The sequence below is a fragment of the Marinobacterium arenosum genome (assembly GCF_019795155.1).
GTDB lineage: Bacteria > Pseudomonadota > Gammaproteobacteria > Pseudomonadales > Balneatricaceae > Marinobacterium_C > Marinobacterium_C arenosum.
The window spans coordinates 14,736-30,593 of record NZ_JAILYN010000005.1 but is presented as its reverse complement, the minus strand read 5'-3'; the positions used below and the strand labels follow the sequence as shown (position 1 = coordinate 30,593).

The 15,858-nt window shown below is 61.4% G+C and carries 13 protein-coding genes; all 13 read right to left on the bottom strand.

All coding sequences use genetic code 11. The features are described from left to right. Nucleotides 1–20 precede the first annotated feature (20 nt). A complete protein-coding gene (gene tilS / locus K6T12_RS03525) occupies nucleotides 21–1,331 on the bottom strand; it encodes a tRNA lysidine(34) synthetase TilS (RefSeq protein ID WP_222219554.1) in 1,311 nt (436 codons plus the stop codon). Continuing rightward, nucleotides 1,315–2,280 (bottom strand): acetyl-CoA carboxylase carboxyl transferase subunit alpha, encoded by a 966-nt coding sequence (gene accA, locus K6T12_RS03520; RefSeq protein ID WP_222219552.1) that lies wholly within the window; start codon nucleotides 2,278–2,280, stop codon nucleotides 1,315–1,317. Before accA ends, tilS begins: the two co-directional genes overlap by 17 nt. 146 nt (nucleotides 2,281–2,426) lie before the next feature. After that, complete coding sequence (gene dnaE / locus K6T12_RS03515) at nucleotides 2,427–5,927, bottom strand: DNA polymerase III subunit alpha (protein WP_222219550.1); 3,501 nt, start codon at nucleotides 5,925–5,927, stop codon at nucleotides 2,427–2,429. A gap of 17 nt (nucleotides 5,928–5,944) precedes the next feature. Next, nucleotides 5,945–6,541 (bottom strand): ribonuclease HII, encoded by a 597-nt coding sequence (gene rnhB, locus K6T12_RS03510; RefSeq protein WP_222219548.1) that lies wholly within the window; start codon nucleotides 6,539–6,541, stop codon nucleotides 5,945–5,947. Next, nucleotides 6,541–7,698: a lipid-A-disaccharide synthase gene (gene lpxB, locus K6T12_RS03505; RefSeq protein WP_222219546.1), complete on the bottom strand. Its 1,158-nt coding sequence runs from the start codon at nucleotides 7,696–7,698 to the stop codon at nucleotides 6,541–6,543. Before lpxB ends, rnhB begins: the two co-directional genes overlap by 1 nt. Nucleotides 7,699–7,739: 41 nt before the next feature. After that, nucleotides 7,740–8,510: an acyl-ACP--UDP-N-acetylglucosamine O-acyltransferase gene (gene lpxA, locus K6T12_RS03500; protein WP_222219544.1), complete on the bottom strand. Its 771-nt coding sequence runs from the start codon at nucleotides 8,508–8,510 to the stop codon at nucleotides 7,740–7,742. A gap of 2 nt (nucleotides 8,511–8,512) precedes the next feature. Beyond that, on the bottom strand, nucleotides 8,513–8,953 hold the full coding sequence (gene fabZ / locus K6T12_RS03495; RefSeq protein ID WP_255611517.1) for a 3-hydroxyacyl-ACP dehydratase FabZ: 441 nt from the start codon (nucleotides 8,951–8,953) through the stop codon (nucleotides 8,513–8,515). Further along, the gene (lpxD, locus tag K6T12_RS03490; RefSeq protein WP_222219542.1) at nucleotides 8,953–9,993 is read right to left on the bottom strand and encodes a UDP-3-O-(3-hydroxymyristoyl)glucosamine N-acyltransferase; all 1,041 of its coding nucleotides are present in this window, start codon (nucleotides 9,991–9,993) and stop codon (nucleotides 8,953–8,955) included. Before lpxD ends, fabZ begins: the two co-directional genes overlap by 1 nt. A 5-nt stretch (nucleotides 9,994–9,998) precedes the next feature. Further along, nucleotides 9,999–10,499 carry an OmpH family outer membrane protein gene (locus K6T12_RS03485; RefSeq protein ID WP_222219540.1) on the bottom strand — a complete coding sequence of 167 codons (501 nt, stop codon included), beginning with the start codon at nucleotides 10,497–10,499 and terminating at the stop codon, nucleotides 9,999–10,001. A 14-nt stretch (nucleotides 10,500–10,513) separates the two neighbouring features. Further along, nucleotides 10,514–12,844 (bottom strand): outer membrane protein assembly factor BamA, encoded by a 2,331-nt coding sequence (gene bamA, locus K6T12_RS03480; protein WP_222219538.1) that lies wholly within the window; start codon nucleotides 12,842–12,844, stop codon nucleotides 10,514–10,516. A 43-nt stretch (nucleotides 12,845–12,887) separates the two neighbouring features. After that, the gene (rseP, locus tag K6T12_RS03475) at nucleotides 12,888–14,246 is read right to left on the bottom strand and encodes a sigma E protease regulator RseP (RefSeq protein ID WP_222219536.1); all 1,359 of its coding nucleotides are present in this window, start codon (nucleotides 14,244–14,246) and stop codon (nucleotides 12,888–12,890) included. 13 nt (nucleotides 14,247–14,259) lie between these two features. Next, a complete protein-coding gene (locus K6T12_RS03470; RefSeq protein WP_222219534.1) occupies nucleotides 14,260–15,069 on the bottom strand; it encodes a phosphatidate cytidylyltransferase in 810 nt (269 codons plus the stop codon). Continuing rightward, nucleotides 15,062–15,826 carry an isoprenyl transferase gene (locus tag K6T12_RS03465; protein ID WP_222219531.1) on the bottom strand — a complete coding sequence of 255 codons (765 nt, stop codon included), beginning with the start codon at nucleotides 15,824–15,826 and terminating at the stop codon, nucleotides 15,062–15,064. Before K6T12_RS03465 ends, K6T12_RS03470 begins: the two co-directional genes overlap by 8 nt. Nucleotides 15,827–15,858 lie beyond the last annotated feature (32 nt).

Here is a 15,858-nt window from a genome sequence, read left to right as displayed (position 1 = left end):
AAATCCCCCCCGCCAGACAATCAGAATGGCTGCCAGTTGAGTCGATAACCATCAGTTGCCGACCACCAGCCCTCACAGACACAAATCCGCGGTACTGCAACGATCTTTCCGTCGGATACGATAAGCGGCCAGTGCTCTCGCCACCAGGGCGCGATCCCGGCCTCCTGCAGCAGTTGCTTCAGGCTGCAACTGCCGCCACGCCCCTGCGGACTCAGCCGCTCACCACCCTGGCGGCGCACCAGCTGCAACCCCTGCAGCGTCTTCAGGCCGCCCTGACCGGGCGCGATCTGCAAGCGACCGTCGCTGAGCCGCTGCTCACCCGGCTGCAACGGCCCGTCAAACGGGTCGATGGGCAGCGACTTGGCTGGCCGCAGATAAAGCCGTTGTCGATAACGGCGTAGCTCCCGGTCCGCCAATCGCAGCCTTGGCTGGGCATCAGCACGCGCGTTCACCAGCTGGCCAATGACCCGCTGCAGCTGATCGCGGTTCAACAGCACGCCATCGGGCTGCAGCCAACGCCGCAGCAGCGCCCGCTGCTCATCATCCGGGCGCCCGGCAAGCGACTGACAGTCGAACCCGCCATCCTCCAGCAACAGCGGCTGCAGCTCCCGATCCAGCAACCGGTTCAACAGCTGTTCGGTTTCCCGCAGCTGGTCGGCGGTACGGCTCCAGCGCCGACTGAAGCCGGGCCAGCGCTGCGCCAGTCGGGGCATTACCTCGTTACGCAGGTAGTTGCGGTCGTAGTCCAACTGCCGGTTGCTGGGATCCTCCACCCAGTCCAGCCGGGCCGTCTCGGCCCACTGCAATAGCACACTCTTCGGTTGATCCAGCAGCGGCCGCAGCAGTTGGCCAGCCCCCAGCGGACGCTGGCGCGGCATACCGCCGAGGCCGGTCAGGCCGCTACCACGCAGCAACCGGAACAACAGGGTTTCCGCCTGATCATCGGCGTGGTGTCCGAGCAGCAGACAGTCGCCGGCTTGCAGCAACTGTTCGAAAGCGGCATAGCGGGCGTCGCGGGCAGCTTGCTCGGATCTATCGACGGGTGAGACGGTTTCGAGGTGAAAGGCCAGCTTCAGCCGCTGGGCATTGCGTTGACAGAACTGAACCCAGTAATCGGCGGCGGCTTGCAACTGGTGATTGACATGGACCACCAGCAGGCGGTCGCGGGGAATATGGCGGGCAGCCAGGTGCAGCAACACCTGGGAGTCGAGACCGCCGCTATGGCCGATCAGCCAGCGGCGGACGTTGGGATGACGGGCGACCTCGGCCTGGAACAGCGTATCGAGATCGGCCCGCTGCGACGCAGCTGTCGGATCAGGCCGGCTCGCCATCGAGGCCGTAGGACATCAACCGGCTGTAACGGCGTTCCAGCAGCTCCTCTTCGGACAGCCCTTCCAGCTTGTCCAGAGTTTCCAGCAGGTGCTTCTTGAGGTTGGCAGCCATCAGTCCCTTATCACGGTGCGCGCCGCCCAGCGGTTCGCTGACCACCTGATCGACCAGTCCCAGCTCATGCAGCCGGTCGGCGGTGATACCCATCGCCTTGGCCGCATCGGACGCACGCTCGGCACTCTTCCACAGGATCGACGCACAACCTTCCGGCGAGATCACCGAATAGGTGCCGTACTGCAGCATCAGCAGTTCGTCGCAAACGCCGATCGCCAGTGCGCCACCGGAACCACCTTCACCAATGACGGTGGAGATGACCGGGGTTTTCAGTTGCGACAGCTTGGCCAGGTTGAAAGCGATCGCTTCCGACTGACCACGCTCTTCCGCATCGATCCCCGGGTAGGCTCCCGGCGTGTCGATAAAGGTCATTACCGGCAGCTTGAAGCGTTCCGCCATCTCCATGAGACGCAGCGCCTTGCGATAACCTTCCGGGCGCGGCATGCCGAAGTTGCGGCGTACCTTTTCTTTTACTTCACGGCCCTTCTGGTGGCCAACCACCATCACCGGCTTGCCATCCAGACGGGCAATACCGCCGACGATCGCGGCATCATCGGCGAAGTGACGATCGCCGTGTACTTCGTCGAAATCATCGAAGATATGCTCGACATAATCCAGCGTATAGGGGCGCTGCGGGTGACGAGCCAGCTGAGAGATCTGCCAGGCGGACAGGTCGGAGAAGATCGACTCGGTCAGCGAGCGGCTCTTATCCTGCAGTTTGGCGATCTCATCGGAGAGGTTCAGTTCTTCGTTATCGTCACTGACCAGGCGCAGCTCTTCGATCTTGGCCTGCAGTTCAGCGATCGGTTGTTCAAAGTCCAGGTAATTTGGATTCATGCCCGCTCTTTTTATATCCAGCTTCAGTTCGGTAACAGGGTAAAAATTGCGCCCAAGTTTACCCGCTTGCTCGTTTTAGAACCAGTCCGTGCAACCATCGACCAACGGTGACGAATGGCGGCTGAATCGCCGCCTGGCAACATCGATCAGTACGCCAACCGCACCGAACCACTGCCGAACTGGTCCAGCAGCGCCAGCACCAGGTCGTCATTGGCCTCGACCTTCCACTGCTCACCCAGCGTGATATTGGCTCGGGCGTCGTTACGCCGGTAGCACAACGATACCGGTAGCGCGCCCTGACCGCGGTAACCGGCCAGCGTCTCCTCCAGTCGGCGTAGCGCGCGCTGGGTCAACTGTTCACGGGAACAGCTGATCTCCAGACAGCGGGCATAGCGGGCCCGCGCCTGCGGGATATCCATCACCTGGGAGGCACTGACCTTGATACCGCCGGAGAAGTGATCCTCCTTGACCTCGCCCTCGATGATCAGCACCGCATCCTTGTTGATCCGGTCACGTGCCTGATCGTAGGTTTCGCCGAACAGGGTCACGTCGATCCGGGCGCTGCGGTCGTCCAGAGTCACGAAGCAGAGGTTCTCGCCCTTCTTGGTCTTCTTCAGCCGCATATCGACCACCAGCCCGGCCATCTTCTGGGTGGCGCCGCGGGACGGCTGAATCTCGACAATCTTCTTGCTGACGAAATTGGCCAGCTCTTTTTCGTATTCGTCGATCGGATGGCCGGTCAGGTACAGGCCCAGGGTATCCTTCTCGCCGCCGAGCCGCTCCTTGTCGGTCCAGTCACGTACCCGGCGCTGGTAATCCTCGTACGGGTCACGGGGCTGTTCCACCTCGACCTCGCCGAACAGATCGAACATGCCGGCGTCCTGGTTGCGCGCGGTCTGGTCAGCCGCTTTCAGCGCGTCGCCGATCGCCTCGAACAATACCGCCCGGCTTGGCCCCAGATTATCCAGCGCACCGGAGCGTACCAGCGACTCCAGCACCCGCTTGTTCAGCTTCTTGGCCCCCACCCGTTCGCAGAAATCGAAGATATCCTTGAACGGACCCTTACCGTCCTGACGGGCGGCGACGATCGACTCGATCGGCCCTTCGCCGACCCCCTTGATCGCCCCCAGGCCATAGACGATCCGGCCATCCTCGTTGACGGTGAACATGTACTCGCCGCTGTTGACGTCCGGCGGCAGCGGCGCGTGCCCCATCTTGCGGCACTCCTCGATGAAGATCACCACCTTGTCGGTGTTCTGCATGTCTGAGGAGATCACCGCCGCCATGAACGGCGCCGGGTAGTGCGCCTTCAGCCAGGCGGTCTGGTAGGAGACCAGCGCGTAGGCGGCGGAGTGGGACTTGTTGAAGCCGTAGCCGGCGAACTTCTCCACCAGGTCGAAGATGTTGCCAGCCAGGTCGCGATCGATATTGTTGTTCTCGCAACCCTCCAGGAAGATCGCCCGCTGCTTGGCCATCTCCTCCGGCTTTTTCTTACCCATCGCACGGCGCAGCATGTCCGCACCGCCGAGGGTGTAGCCGGCCATCACCTGGGCGATCTGCATCACCTGTTCCTGGTAGAGGATGATACCGTAGGTGGGCTCCAGCACCGGCTGCAGGGAATCCAACTGGTAATCCGGATGCGGCCAAGCCATCTCGGCACGGCCGTGCTTACGGTTGATGAAGTCATCCACCATGCCGGACTGCAGCGGCCCGGGTCGGAACAGCGCCACCAGCGCGACGATATCCTCGAAGCGCGACGGTAGCAGACGGCGGACCAGGTCCTTCATACCGTTGGACTCGAGCTGGAATACCGCGGTGGTCTCGGCGGACTGCAGCAGGTCGAAGGTTTTCTTGTCTTCCAGATCGATCAGCGCGATATCGAGCGGCTCCTGGCCCTCTTTCGCCCGCACCTTATTGATGGTGTCCAACGCCCAGTCGATGATGGTCAGGGTACGCAGCCCCAGGAAGTCGAACTTAACCAGACCGGCCTCTTCGACGTCGTTCTTGTCGAACTGGGTGACCAGGCCCTTGCCCTCTTCGTCACAGTAGGTGGCGGCGAAGTCGGTCAGCTTGGTGGGCGCGATCACCACCCCGCCGGCGTGCTTGCCGACGCCTCGGGTGACCCCCTCCAGCTTGTAGGCCATCTCCATGATCTCCTGGGCCTCTTCGCTGCCGTTGACGAACTCGCGCAGCAGCTCCTCTTGCTCCCAGGCCTTGCTCAGCGTCATGCCCACTTCGAACGGGATCAGCTTGGACAGCTTGTCGGCCAGGCCGAACGCCTTACCCTGTACCCGCGCCACGTCGCGCACCACCGCCTTGGCGGCCATGGTACCGAAGGTGACGATCTGCGACACCGCGTCGCGGCCGTAGGTGTTGGCGACGTAGTCGATCACCTTGTCGCGGTTATCCATGCAGAAGTCGATATCGAAGTCTGGCATGGAGACACGTTCCGGGTTCAGGAAGCGTTCGAACAGCAGGTCGTACTCGAGCGGGTCCAGGTCGGTGATCTTCTGCGCATAGGCCACCAGCGAGCCGGCACCGGAACCACGTCCCGGCCCGACCGGCACGCCGTTCTCCTTGCCCCACTTGATGAAGTCCATCACGATCAGGAAGTAACCGGGGAAACCCATCTGGATGATGATATCCAGCTCGAAGTTCAAGCGGTCGATATAGGGCTGACGCTTGGCCAGATAATCGGGGTCATTCTTGTCGAGCAGAACCTCCAGCCGTTCCTCCAGCCCCTCGAACGAGACCTTGCGGAAGTAATCGTCCATCAGCATCCCTTCCGGGATCGGATACTTCGGCAGATAGTAGGTACCCAGCTCGATATCGATATTGCAGCGCTTGGCGATCTCCACCGAGTTCTGCAGCGCCACCGGAATATCGGCGAACAGCTCGGCCATCTCCTCGGCACTGCGGAAATACTGCTGCTCGGAGTAGTCGCGCGGCCGGGTTGGATCTTCCAGGGTACGGCCCAGGTTGATGCAAACCCGTGCCTCGTGGGCATCGAAATCTTCCTCCTTCAGGAACATCACGCCGTTGGTGGCCACCACCGGACAGCCGGTCTTGTGGGCCAGCTCGACGCTGCCGTGCACCACCTCCTCGTCGCCCGGCCGGCCGGTACGCTGCAGCTCCAGGTAGAAGCGACCAGGGAACAGCGCCATCCAGCCGGCCAGCAGCTGCTCGGCCCGCTCCGGCTTGCCGGACAGGATCGCACGACCGATATCACCGTCCTTGGCGCCGGACAGCGCGATCAGACCTTCCGCTTTCTCGGCGATCCAGCTGCGCTCCACCAGCGCCTTGTCGACAATATAGTTCTGGCCGTCGCTATAAGCCTTGGAAACCAGCTCCATCAGATTGCGGTAGCCCTGGCCATTACTGACCAACAGGGTCAGCCGATGGGGATCGGCATCTGGCGTCTCCGAGTTGACCACCAGCAGGTCGGTACCACAGATCGGCTTGATACCGGCGCCGACAGCCGCCTTGTAGAACTTGACCAGCGCAAACAGATTGACCTGGTCGGTCAGCGCCACGGCCGGCATCTGCGCCGCCTGGCTGGCCTTGACCAACTCCTTGATACGGACCAGGCCGTCAACCAGTGAATACTCACTGTGGACCCGAAGATGGACGAATTGAGGTTCTGTCATGTCAACTTCTGTCTTGTTCAGGGTTGCAGCAGCTCGCGTACCGGGCGGAAACTGCGCCTGTATTCCGGTAACGGACCATGTTTTTTCAGCAGCTCGAGATGCGCCGGGGTCGGATAGCCCTTGTGGCGATCGAAGCCGTACTGCGGGTGAGCGGCATGCAGTGCCGCCATCTCACGGTCACGGGTGACCTTGGCGATGATCGAGGCGGCGCTGATTTCAGGCACCTTGGCGTCCCCCTTGACCACCGGCTCGGCCGGACAGGGCAGCGGCGGACAACGGTTACCGTCGACGTAGACATACTCCGGCACCAGCGCCAGGCCGGCCACCGCCCGCTGCATCGCCAGCATGGTGGCGTGCAGGATATTCAATTCATCGATCTCGGCCGGCGTGGCGCAACCGACCGCCCAGGCCAGCGCCTTCTCGACGATCTCGTCGTACAACGCCTCGCGCCGCTTCTCGCTCAGTTTCTTGGAGTCGGCCAGGCCGGCGATCGGCTGTGCCGGGTCCAGGATCACCGCGGCGGTCACCACGTTACCGACCAGCGGGCCGCGACCAACCTCGTCGACACCGGCGATCAGCTGACGCGGCGCAAAATCAAATCCCAGGGCTTCCATCAGAGCACTCCACGTTCCTTGAGCAGCGCTGCCACCGCGTCGGCGGCCTGCTCGTCTGCATTCAGGTTCAGCTGGCGTTGGATCCCGGCGAAACGCTCGGCCAGGTACTGGCGGTATGGCTGGTCCTGCAACGCCCGCAGCAGCGCCTCGCCGAGCACCTGCGGCTGCACATCACGCTGCAAAATTTCCGGCACCAGCGGCTCATCGGCCAGCAGGTTGGGCAGCGAGATGAAACGGCTCTTGATCATCCGCGAGTAGATCGCATGGGTCAGCCCGGCCATCTTGTAGGCAACCACCATCGGCTTGCCCAGCAGGGTCGCTTCCAGCGTGGCGGTACCGGAGGCGATCAGGATCGCGTCGGCGATCGCCATCACCTCGCGCGAACGCTTCATCACCAGCTGCACGTTCAGATCACTGTACTTGTCGCTGATCAGCCGGTGCAGCTGGTCGTGGCGCTGTTCACTGGCTGCCGGAATCACGAAGCGGACGTTGTCGAGCCGCGCGCTGAGCCAGCGGGCGGTATCGAGAAAGGGTTCGGCCAGATATTTGAGTTCGCCGCCCCGGCTGCCCGGCAGGATGGCGATCAACGTCTCGCCTTCCTTGACGGCGAAACGCCGCCGGGTAGCCGGGATATCCACCGAGCGCGGCACGCTGTCCGCCAGCGGATGGCCGACGAAGGCGACACGCTGGCCGGTCGGCGCGTAGTGTTGCGCTTCGAACGGGAACAGGCTCAACACCAGGTCGGTGGTCCGCTTGATCTTGTAGATCCGCTTCTGTTTCCAGGCCCAGACCGACGGACTGACGTAATGCACGGTCGGCACGCCGGCTTGTTTCAGCCAGCCCTCGAGCTTGAGATTGAAATCCGGCGCGTCGACGCCGATGAACAGGTCCGGTGGCTCGGCCAGCCAGCGCTCGGCCAGCTTGCGACGCAATTTCAGCAGTTCGCGCAACCGGCCCAACACCTCGACCAGCCCCATCACCGACAGCCGCTCCAGCGGCACATGGGAGCGACAGCCGGCGGCGATCATCAGGTCACCGCCGATCCCTTCGAATTCAGCCTGTGGATAACGTTTCTTGAGGGCCCGGATCAAGCCGGCACCGAGGATATCGCCGGAGGCTTCCCCGGCGACTATAGCGATACGTAGCGGACGTGACATGCGGTGCTCCCAGGCGTCTTTCGGGCGTAGCCGAAAGACGCCTATCGAATGATGCCGCGGTTGGAGCGCTCCAGCGAGGCGATCATCAGATCGACTTCCGGCGCGTGCTTGGCCAGCTCACGCAGCCGCTCCAGCGCCTGGCCAACGGTCAGACCTTCCCGATAGACCGCCTTGTAGGCCCGTCGCAGCACCTGGATGGCGGTTTTCGAGAAGCCGCGCCGTTTCAGCCCTTCGACATTGATACCGTGCGGTTCGGCACTGTTGCCGTTGGCCATCACGTAGGCCGGCACGTCCTTCAAGACCAACGAGGCGGCGCCGGTCATGGCGTGCGCTCCGACCTGGCAGAACTGATGCACGGCGGTAAAGCCGCCGAGGATCACCCAGTCGCCGACATGCACATGACCGGCGATGGAGGCGTTGTTGGCCATGATCACATGGTCACCGACCACACAGTCGTGCGCGACATGGGAGTACGCCATGAACAGGTTATGGCTGCCGATAATGGTCTCGCCGTTATCCTGCACGGTGCCGCGATGGATGGTCACCCCCTCGCGGATCACGTTATGGTCGCCGATCTCCAACCGGGTGGGCTCGCCCGCATATTTCTTGTCCTGGCACTCCTCGCCGACCGAGGCGAACTGGAAGATCCGGTTATGGGCGCCGATTTTGGTCGGTCCCTGGATCACCACATGGGAGCTGATTACCGTACCGGGACCGATCTCCACATCCGGCCCGATCACGGACCACGGGCCGACCTGAACGTCGTCGGCCAGCTTGGCGGAAGGGTCGATAATGGCGCGCGAGTCAATCAAGGTCAGACCTTCCTATCAGCACAGAGGATGGTAGCGGAACTAACCGTCTCATTATCCACCGAGGCACGCACATCGAATTTCCAGATGCCGCGTCGTTCGGACAGCACCTTGGCTTCCAGCTTCAGCTGGTCGCCCGGTACCACCGGACGTTTGAAACGGAGATTATCCGCGCCTACGAAGTAGTAGATTGACCCATCCTGGGGCTTCTTGTCCATGGTTTTGAAGCCGAGAATACCGGCCGCCTGTGCCATCGCCTCGACGATCAGCACGCCCGGCATTACCGGCTGGTCCGGAAAGTGACCGTTGAAGAACGGCTCGTTCACGGTGACATTCTTGTAGGCGACGATGGATTCCCCCTCGACCAGTTCGATAACGCGGTCCACCAGCAGGAACGGGTAGCGGTGCGGCAGATATTCACGAATTTCCTTTACATCCATCAACATTATGAATGACCTTCAATCTCTTCTAACTTGTCTTCAAGGGATTTAACGCGCCGCGCCAACTCATCAAGCTTCTTGAAACGGACCACGTTACGGCGCCAGTCTTGGGTTGCCTGAAAACCGGTACCAGACGAATAGGAACCGGACTTCCTGATTGAGTTTCCAATCAATGACATCGCTGTCACATAACTGTCGTCTGCGATCGTCAGGTGGCCGGTAATTCCGGCCCCACCGGCGATCATGCAGCGCGCGCCAATTTTGGTACTGCCCGCCACGGCCGCGCAACCGGCCATGGCGGTATGCTCCCCCACCTCCACGTTGTGGGCGATCTGAATCTGGTTATCGAGCTTAACCCCATCACCGATCAGGGTGTCGTCCAGTGCACCGCGATCGATCGTGGTGCAGGCGCCGATCTCGACATCGTCGCCGATCCGTACGCCGCCGAGCTGGGCAATCTTGTGCCAACGGCCCTGTTGGCGGGCGAAACCGAAGCCGTCTGCGCCCAGCACCGCACCACTGTGAACGATGGCGTTGTGGCCGATACGTACATCGGCGTAGAGCGTTACGTTGGCATTGAGACGGCTGCCAGAGCCGACCCGGCAGCGTTCGCCGATGACCACGTTCGGACCGATATAACAGCCCGATTCGACCACCGTACCACTACCGATCACCGCATTGGCACAAACCTGGGCATCGGCGGCCACATCGGCGTCCGGCGCGATCCGGGCCGATGCATCGATGCCGGGCGCCAACGGTACCGTGCGGTCGAAATGGTGGCTGAGCTGGGCGAAGGCGGCATAGGGGTCGGCAACCTCGATCGCCTGGCCCGGTGCCTTCGCCAGATATTCGCTGCTTAGTAGTACGGCGCCCGCCCGGGTGCTGACCAGCTGCTCGCTGTAGCGCACATTAGACAAAAAGGAGAGCTGCTGGGGGCCAGCGCTCTCCAAGGTTGCGATGCCACTGATCGGATAGTCGGGATCGCCATGCAGGGTCCCGCCAACCAACTCAGCGATTCGCTGCAGTGTCAGCTGCTCGGCACTCATAGGCGTTACGGCTGCTTGTTCAGCAGTTCAACCACGCGAGCGGTAATATCCAGCTCTTTCTTGGCGAACAGCGTCGCCTGCTTGGCGACCACCAGATCGTACTGTTCCTGCTCGATCAGTTGGCGGATTACAGTATCCAGCTTCGGCCGCATCTGCGCCAGAAACGCCTGCTCCGCCTGGGCGCGTTTCTGCTGCAGCGCCTGCCCCTGACGCTGGTATTCGGCGAATACCTTCTGGAACTGCAGGTTCATCTGCTTCAGTTCATCCTTGGCGACCAGGTCCTTGTTCTTCTGCACCTTGTCGCGCGCCGCCTTGGCCTGCTTTTCCAGCTCGGCCAGCTGTTTTTCGTCAGCCGACAGCTGCTGCTGCAGCTCGAGCCGGAAATCCTTCGCCGCCTGAGAGCTGAGCAAAGCCTCCTGGATACCCAGTACCGCCACTTTTTCGGCCAGTGCCGGCAGGCTGAACAACGCCGCCAACGCCAGTACGGATACGCGTAGCAATTTCATGACAACTCCTCAGGTTAGAAGGTTTGGCCGAGCGCGAACTGGAACTGCTCGACATCGTCGTCCGCTTCGTCGTTCAGCGGCTGCGAAATGGCAAATGAGAGCGGCCCAACCGGCGTCAGCCAGCTGAGACCGAAACCGACCGAATAACGGATCTCGTCGAACTGGATCCCCTCGTCACAGTTACTGTTGCCGGACGCACAGCTGGTATCGAACACGTTACCGGCGTCGAAGAACACCAGGGTACGCAAACCGGTTTGATCCTTGACGAACGGCACCGGGAAGATCATCTCCGCACCGCCGGTGATCAGGATATTGCCGCCGAACGGATCAGGCTCTTCATTGCTGCCCGCCTGCGGGCTGCCCTTCGGTCCAAGGCTGTTGGACTTGAAGCCACGGACCGTGCGCAGGCCACCGGCAAAGAAATGCTTATAGAACGGAAATTCGTTGGAACCCAGGTCATCGGCATAGCCAAGACGGGTACGGAGCGACAGGATCCAGCCTTCATCCCTGTCCAGCGGATAGTAGCTCTTGTAGTTGTACTGGCTGCGGTAGTAGGCCAGGTCACTGCCCGGCGCCGACAACTCGATGCTGGCGCTCTGAGAATAGCCCCGACTCGGGAAGAAACCACGGTTGAGGTGGTTATCCCGCCAACCCGCCTTGAAGATCAGGTTGGCGTAACTGTCGCCCTCGTTGTCGATAAAGTCGAGGATCTCCTGCGGTGTGGTGATCGCGGTGTTGATCGACACCAGCTCTACGTTGGCGCCGAAACTCAGCCGCTGGAAGTCGTCGATCGGATAGCCGAAATTGATACCGCCACCCAGTTCGTCGGTGGTGTAGGCACTGACATCGTCCTCGTCGAAGTCGCGCTCACGGTAGTAGAGTTCGTAACCGCGGCTGACGCCGTCGACCGTATAGTACGGATCGAGCTGGCTGAAGCTGTATTCAGTCAGGGTATCGCTGTTGCTGATCGCAAAGGCGACCTTCTTGCCGCTGCCGAGGAAGTTGTCCTGGGTAACACTTAGGTTGAGGATCAGGCCACTGTTCTGCGAGAAGCCGACGCTGGCACCGAGCGAGCCGGACTGCTGCTCTTCCACCGTGTATTCCAGGTCGACCTGATCGTCGGTACCGGGCACCGGCCGGGTTTCCACGTTGACGGTGCGGAAGAAACCGGTCTGCTCCAATTTCACTTTGGAGCGCTCGATGGCGGCGCTGGACGCCTGCGCCGCTTCCATCTGCTGCATATTCTGGCGGACCACCACATCGGCGGTCTTGGTGTTGCCCTTGATATTGATGCGGCGGACATAGGTGCGTTTACCCGGATCGATCAGGTAACGGATGGAGACGCTCTTGTCCTCTTCGTGAACTTCCGGTACCGGCGTCACGTTGGCAAACATATAGCCGTCGTTACCCAGCCGCTTAACCAACGCCTCGCGGCTGTCGGTCATCTTACGGCGGGAGAAAAGTTCGCCGGCCTTGAGTTGCAGCTCTGTCTTCAGCTCCGATTCCGGCACCACCATCTCGCCGGACAGGTCGACATCACGTACCCGGTACTGCTCACCTTCCTGAATATTGACGGTGATATAGATATGCTTGCGGTCCGGCGTAATCGATACCTGGGTGGAGTTGACCGCGAAGTTCAGGTAGCCCTTATCCATGTAGAAGGAGCGCAGCTGCTCCAGATCTCCGGCCAATTTCTGGCGGGAGTAGAGATCGTCCTTCTTGTAGAAACTCCAGAAATTGGTCAGTTTCAGCGAGAACAGGTCGCGCAGTTCTTCGTCGCTGAACAGCTCGTTACCAACGATGTTGATATGCTGGATCGCGGCGACCTTGCCTTCATTGATGGTGATATTGAGTACCACACGGTTACCGGGGGAGCGCTCAACCTCGGTATTGACCACTGCTCCGTAACGGCCCTGGGAGGCATACACCCGCACCAGGTCGCCACGGATCTTTTCCAGGGTGGCGCGCTTGAAGACATCGCCCTCCTGCAGGCCGCTTTCCTTCAAACCGTTGATCAGGTCTTCGGTCTCGATAACGCTGTTACCGTCGATCTTGATCTTGCTGATCGCCGGCCGCTCATGCAGCTGCAGCACCAACGCATCACCATCGCGCAGCACCTCGATATCATCGAAATAGCCGGAACGGAACAAACGACGCACAGCGTCGGCCAGCGCTTGCGAGTCAACCTCGTCACCAGCGGTCAGGGGAAAGTTGCGGAATACAATGCCGGGGGAAACCCTTTGCAAGCCTTCAAGGCGAATATCCGTGACTTTAAAAGCGAATGCGTTTTGCGCCATTGCAGCCAGCAATGCCAGCGCAGCCAGAAACCGAATCCCGCGTTTCATGTAGTACTTCTTGTCCGTTTAAAGAAAGACTGTCCGCCGCTTATCAAAGTCTTGCGACATCATTGAATATTGCTACCGCCATCAGCGAAAACAGGATCGCCATGCCGATCTTCAAGCCCATCATCTGGACCCGTTCGCCAACCGGTTTACCGCGTACCGCCTCAATCAGGTAGTAAAACAGGTGCCCGCCATCCAACATCGGAATCGGCAGCAGGTTGAGAACACCCAGGCTGATACTCAGATAGGCCAGAAAGCCGACGAACGCCTCGAGACCCGAGGCCGCTGAAGCACCCGCCACTTTAGCAATGGTTATCGGGCCGCTCAAGTTTTTTACCGAGATCACACCCTCGATCATCTTCCAGATCGACTCCAGTATCAGGCTGATCATCTGGCCGGTTTTAACCAGTCCCGCCAGCAGACCATCGACCAGTCCCAGCTGACGCTCGGCATACATCGAGTCGGGCCAGCTGACCGGCTGGACCCCGGCTCCGACATAACCTATCTCACGCCCATCCTCCGCCACGCGTACCGCTGGCAGGACGGCAATGGAAAGGACCCGCCCCTGGCGTTCGACGTCGAACAACAACTCCCGATCAGGGGCCGCCTGTACCATCTCGACCAACTGTTGCCAGCTCGCTACCGGCAGACCATCGATGCTCAGCACCCGGTCGCCCAACTGCAGCCCCGCGCCAACGGCTCGACCGTCCGGCAACAATTGACCGATCACCGGTGGTACCGGCGGTCGCCAGGGCACGATACCAAAGGCCGACAACGGGCTCTCGGTTTCCACATCCACCTGCCATTCGTGCAGCGACACACTGACCCGGCGCAGCTCCTGGCGCTCGGAATGGCGCAGATCCAGCTCGACCCGACCGCTCTCGCCGATCCAGGCCGCCAGCCGCAGGTTCAGTTCATCCCAGGAGTCGGTCTGCCGGCCGTTCAGTGCCACCACCTCATAGCCGGTCGGCAGCTGCGCTTCTGCCGCCGGCGAGCCCGGCGTCAATTCGCCGATCACCGGCCGGAGCACGGTCACCCCAACCACGAACATCAACCAGTAGGCCAGCACCGCGAACAACAGGTTGACCAGCGGTCCAGCCGCCACCACCGCGGTGCGCTGCCACAACGGCTTGGTATTGAATGCTTGATCTCTCAGATCGGCCGGCACCGGCCCCTCGCGTTCGTCGAGCATCCGCACGTAGCCACCCAGCGGAACCGCCGCCACCACGAACTCGGTGCCATGGCGGTCCTTGCGGGTATAGAGTGGTTTGCCGAAGCCGACAGAGAAACGCAGCACCCGGACGCCGCAACGGCGCGCGACCCAGAAGTGGCCCCACTCGTGGATAGTGACCAGAAGCCCCAGCGTTACCAGGGTGGCCAAGATGGTCTGCAACAGATCAAACATAGGGTGTCACTTTTCAGCTGGCAGGCAGAAACTGAATGCCGATGGCAAATAGCGGCGCGGCCGCCGTCAGGCTGTCGATACGGTCCATCACCCCGCCATGGCCAGGCAGCAGACGCCCGCTGTCCTTCAGCCCGCAGTGCCGCTTCAACATACTTTCAAACAGGTCGCCGAGTACCGAAATCAGGCCGGTCATCAGCGCCAACAGCAACAGGTAGACTGCGGCCAGCAGCGGAAGTTCAAGCCAGTAGGCCGAGCCCAGCGCAATCAGCAGGCAGGTCAACAGGCCGCCATAGACCCCTTCGCGGGTTTTGCCGGGGCTGACCCGGGCCAGCTTGGTACGACCAAAATTCTTGCCGGCGAAATAGGCACCGATATCGGCTCCCCAGACCAGCAACACCAGCAACAATAGTAGCTGGTCGGCCCAGGGGTGAGATTTGACCACCACGAATGCGAACCAGCAGGGCAACAGCACCAGGTAGCCGGCGGCACCCCGTACCGGCGTGTAACGCCAAAGCCCGGCGGCCGGATAGCGCACCACCCACCAGAGCGCCACCGCCCAGAGTATCAGCGGCGCGACAAACAACCCGGGCGAGGGCACCCGGTCGATCTGCGCGTGCATCACCGCCAGCAGCACAGCATGGCTGGCAACGTAACCCAGCCGGTACAGCCGCCGCCCCAGGCCGGCAAGAGCCGACCACTCCCAGGCGGCCAGCAGCAGCACCAGGTCGACTAATACCAGCAGCTGCTCCAACGAGAGATAGAACAGCGACCAAAGCACCAGCGGCGCCAGCACCAGCGCGGTCAGAAGGCGTTTTTTAAGCATCGTCGCCGGCCTCCACCTGCTCCGAGGTACGGCCGAAACGACGTTGACGACTGCAATAATCGAGCACCGATGCCCGCAGCGCCTGACGATCAAAATCCGGCCAGTAGGTATCGGTGAAATAAAACTCGGCGTACGCGAACTGCCAGATCAGGAAGTTGCTGACCCGTTGCTCGCCACCGGTACGGATACAGAGATCCGGCTCCGGCAGGCCGTCGGTGGACAACTGTCCGGCGAACAGCGATTCATCGATCTGCTCGACCTGCAGCCCGCCATCGGCACAGCGCTGTGCCAATTTGCGGGCAGCCTGAACGATATCCCAGCGACCACCGTAGTTGGCAGCGATATTCAGCTGCAGGCCGGTATTGCCGGCGGTCAACGCCTCGGCAGCCGCAATGCGACGCTGCAACCCGTCGCTGAACGCCGACAGGTCACCCAGCACCCGCAGACGGATATTGTTCTTATGCAGCTTCTTGGCTTCGTGATCCAGCGCCAGCTTGAACAGCTCCATCAACGCCTTCACCTCCAACGGAGGGCGGCGCCAGTTTTCGGAGCTGAAAGCAAACAGCGTCAGGGCTTCCACCCCCAGCTCGATACAGCCCCTGATCACCTCACGGACTGCGTCGACACCGGCCTTATGGCCGGCGATACCGGGGAGTTTACGCGCCTTGGCCCAGCGGTTATTGCCATCCATGATGATCGCAATATGCCGCGGCGGCACCTTATCGGCGGGGAGAGACAATGAGTCGTTGGCAGACATGCAGGAAGTCGCGGAGCCTTTCGGCCCCGCCA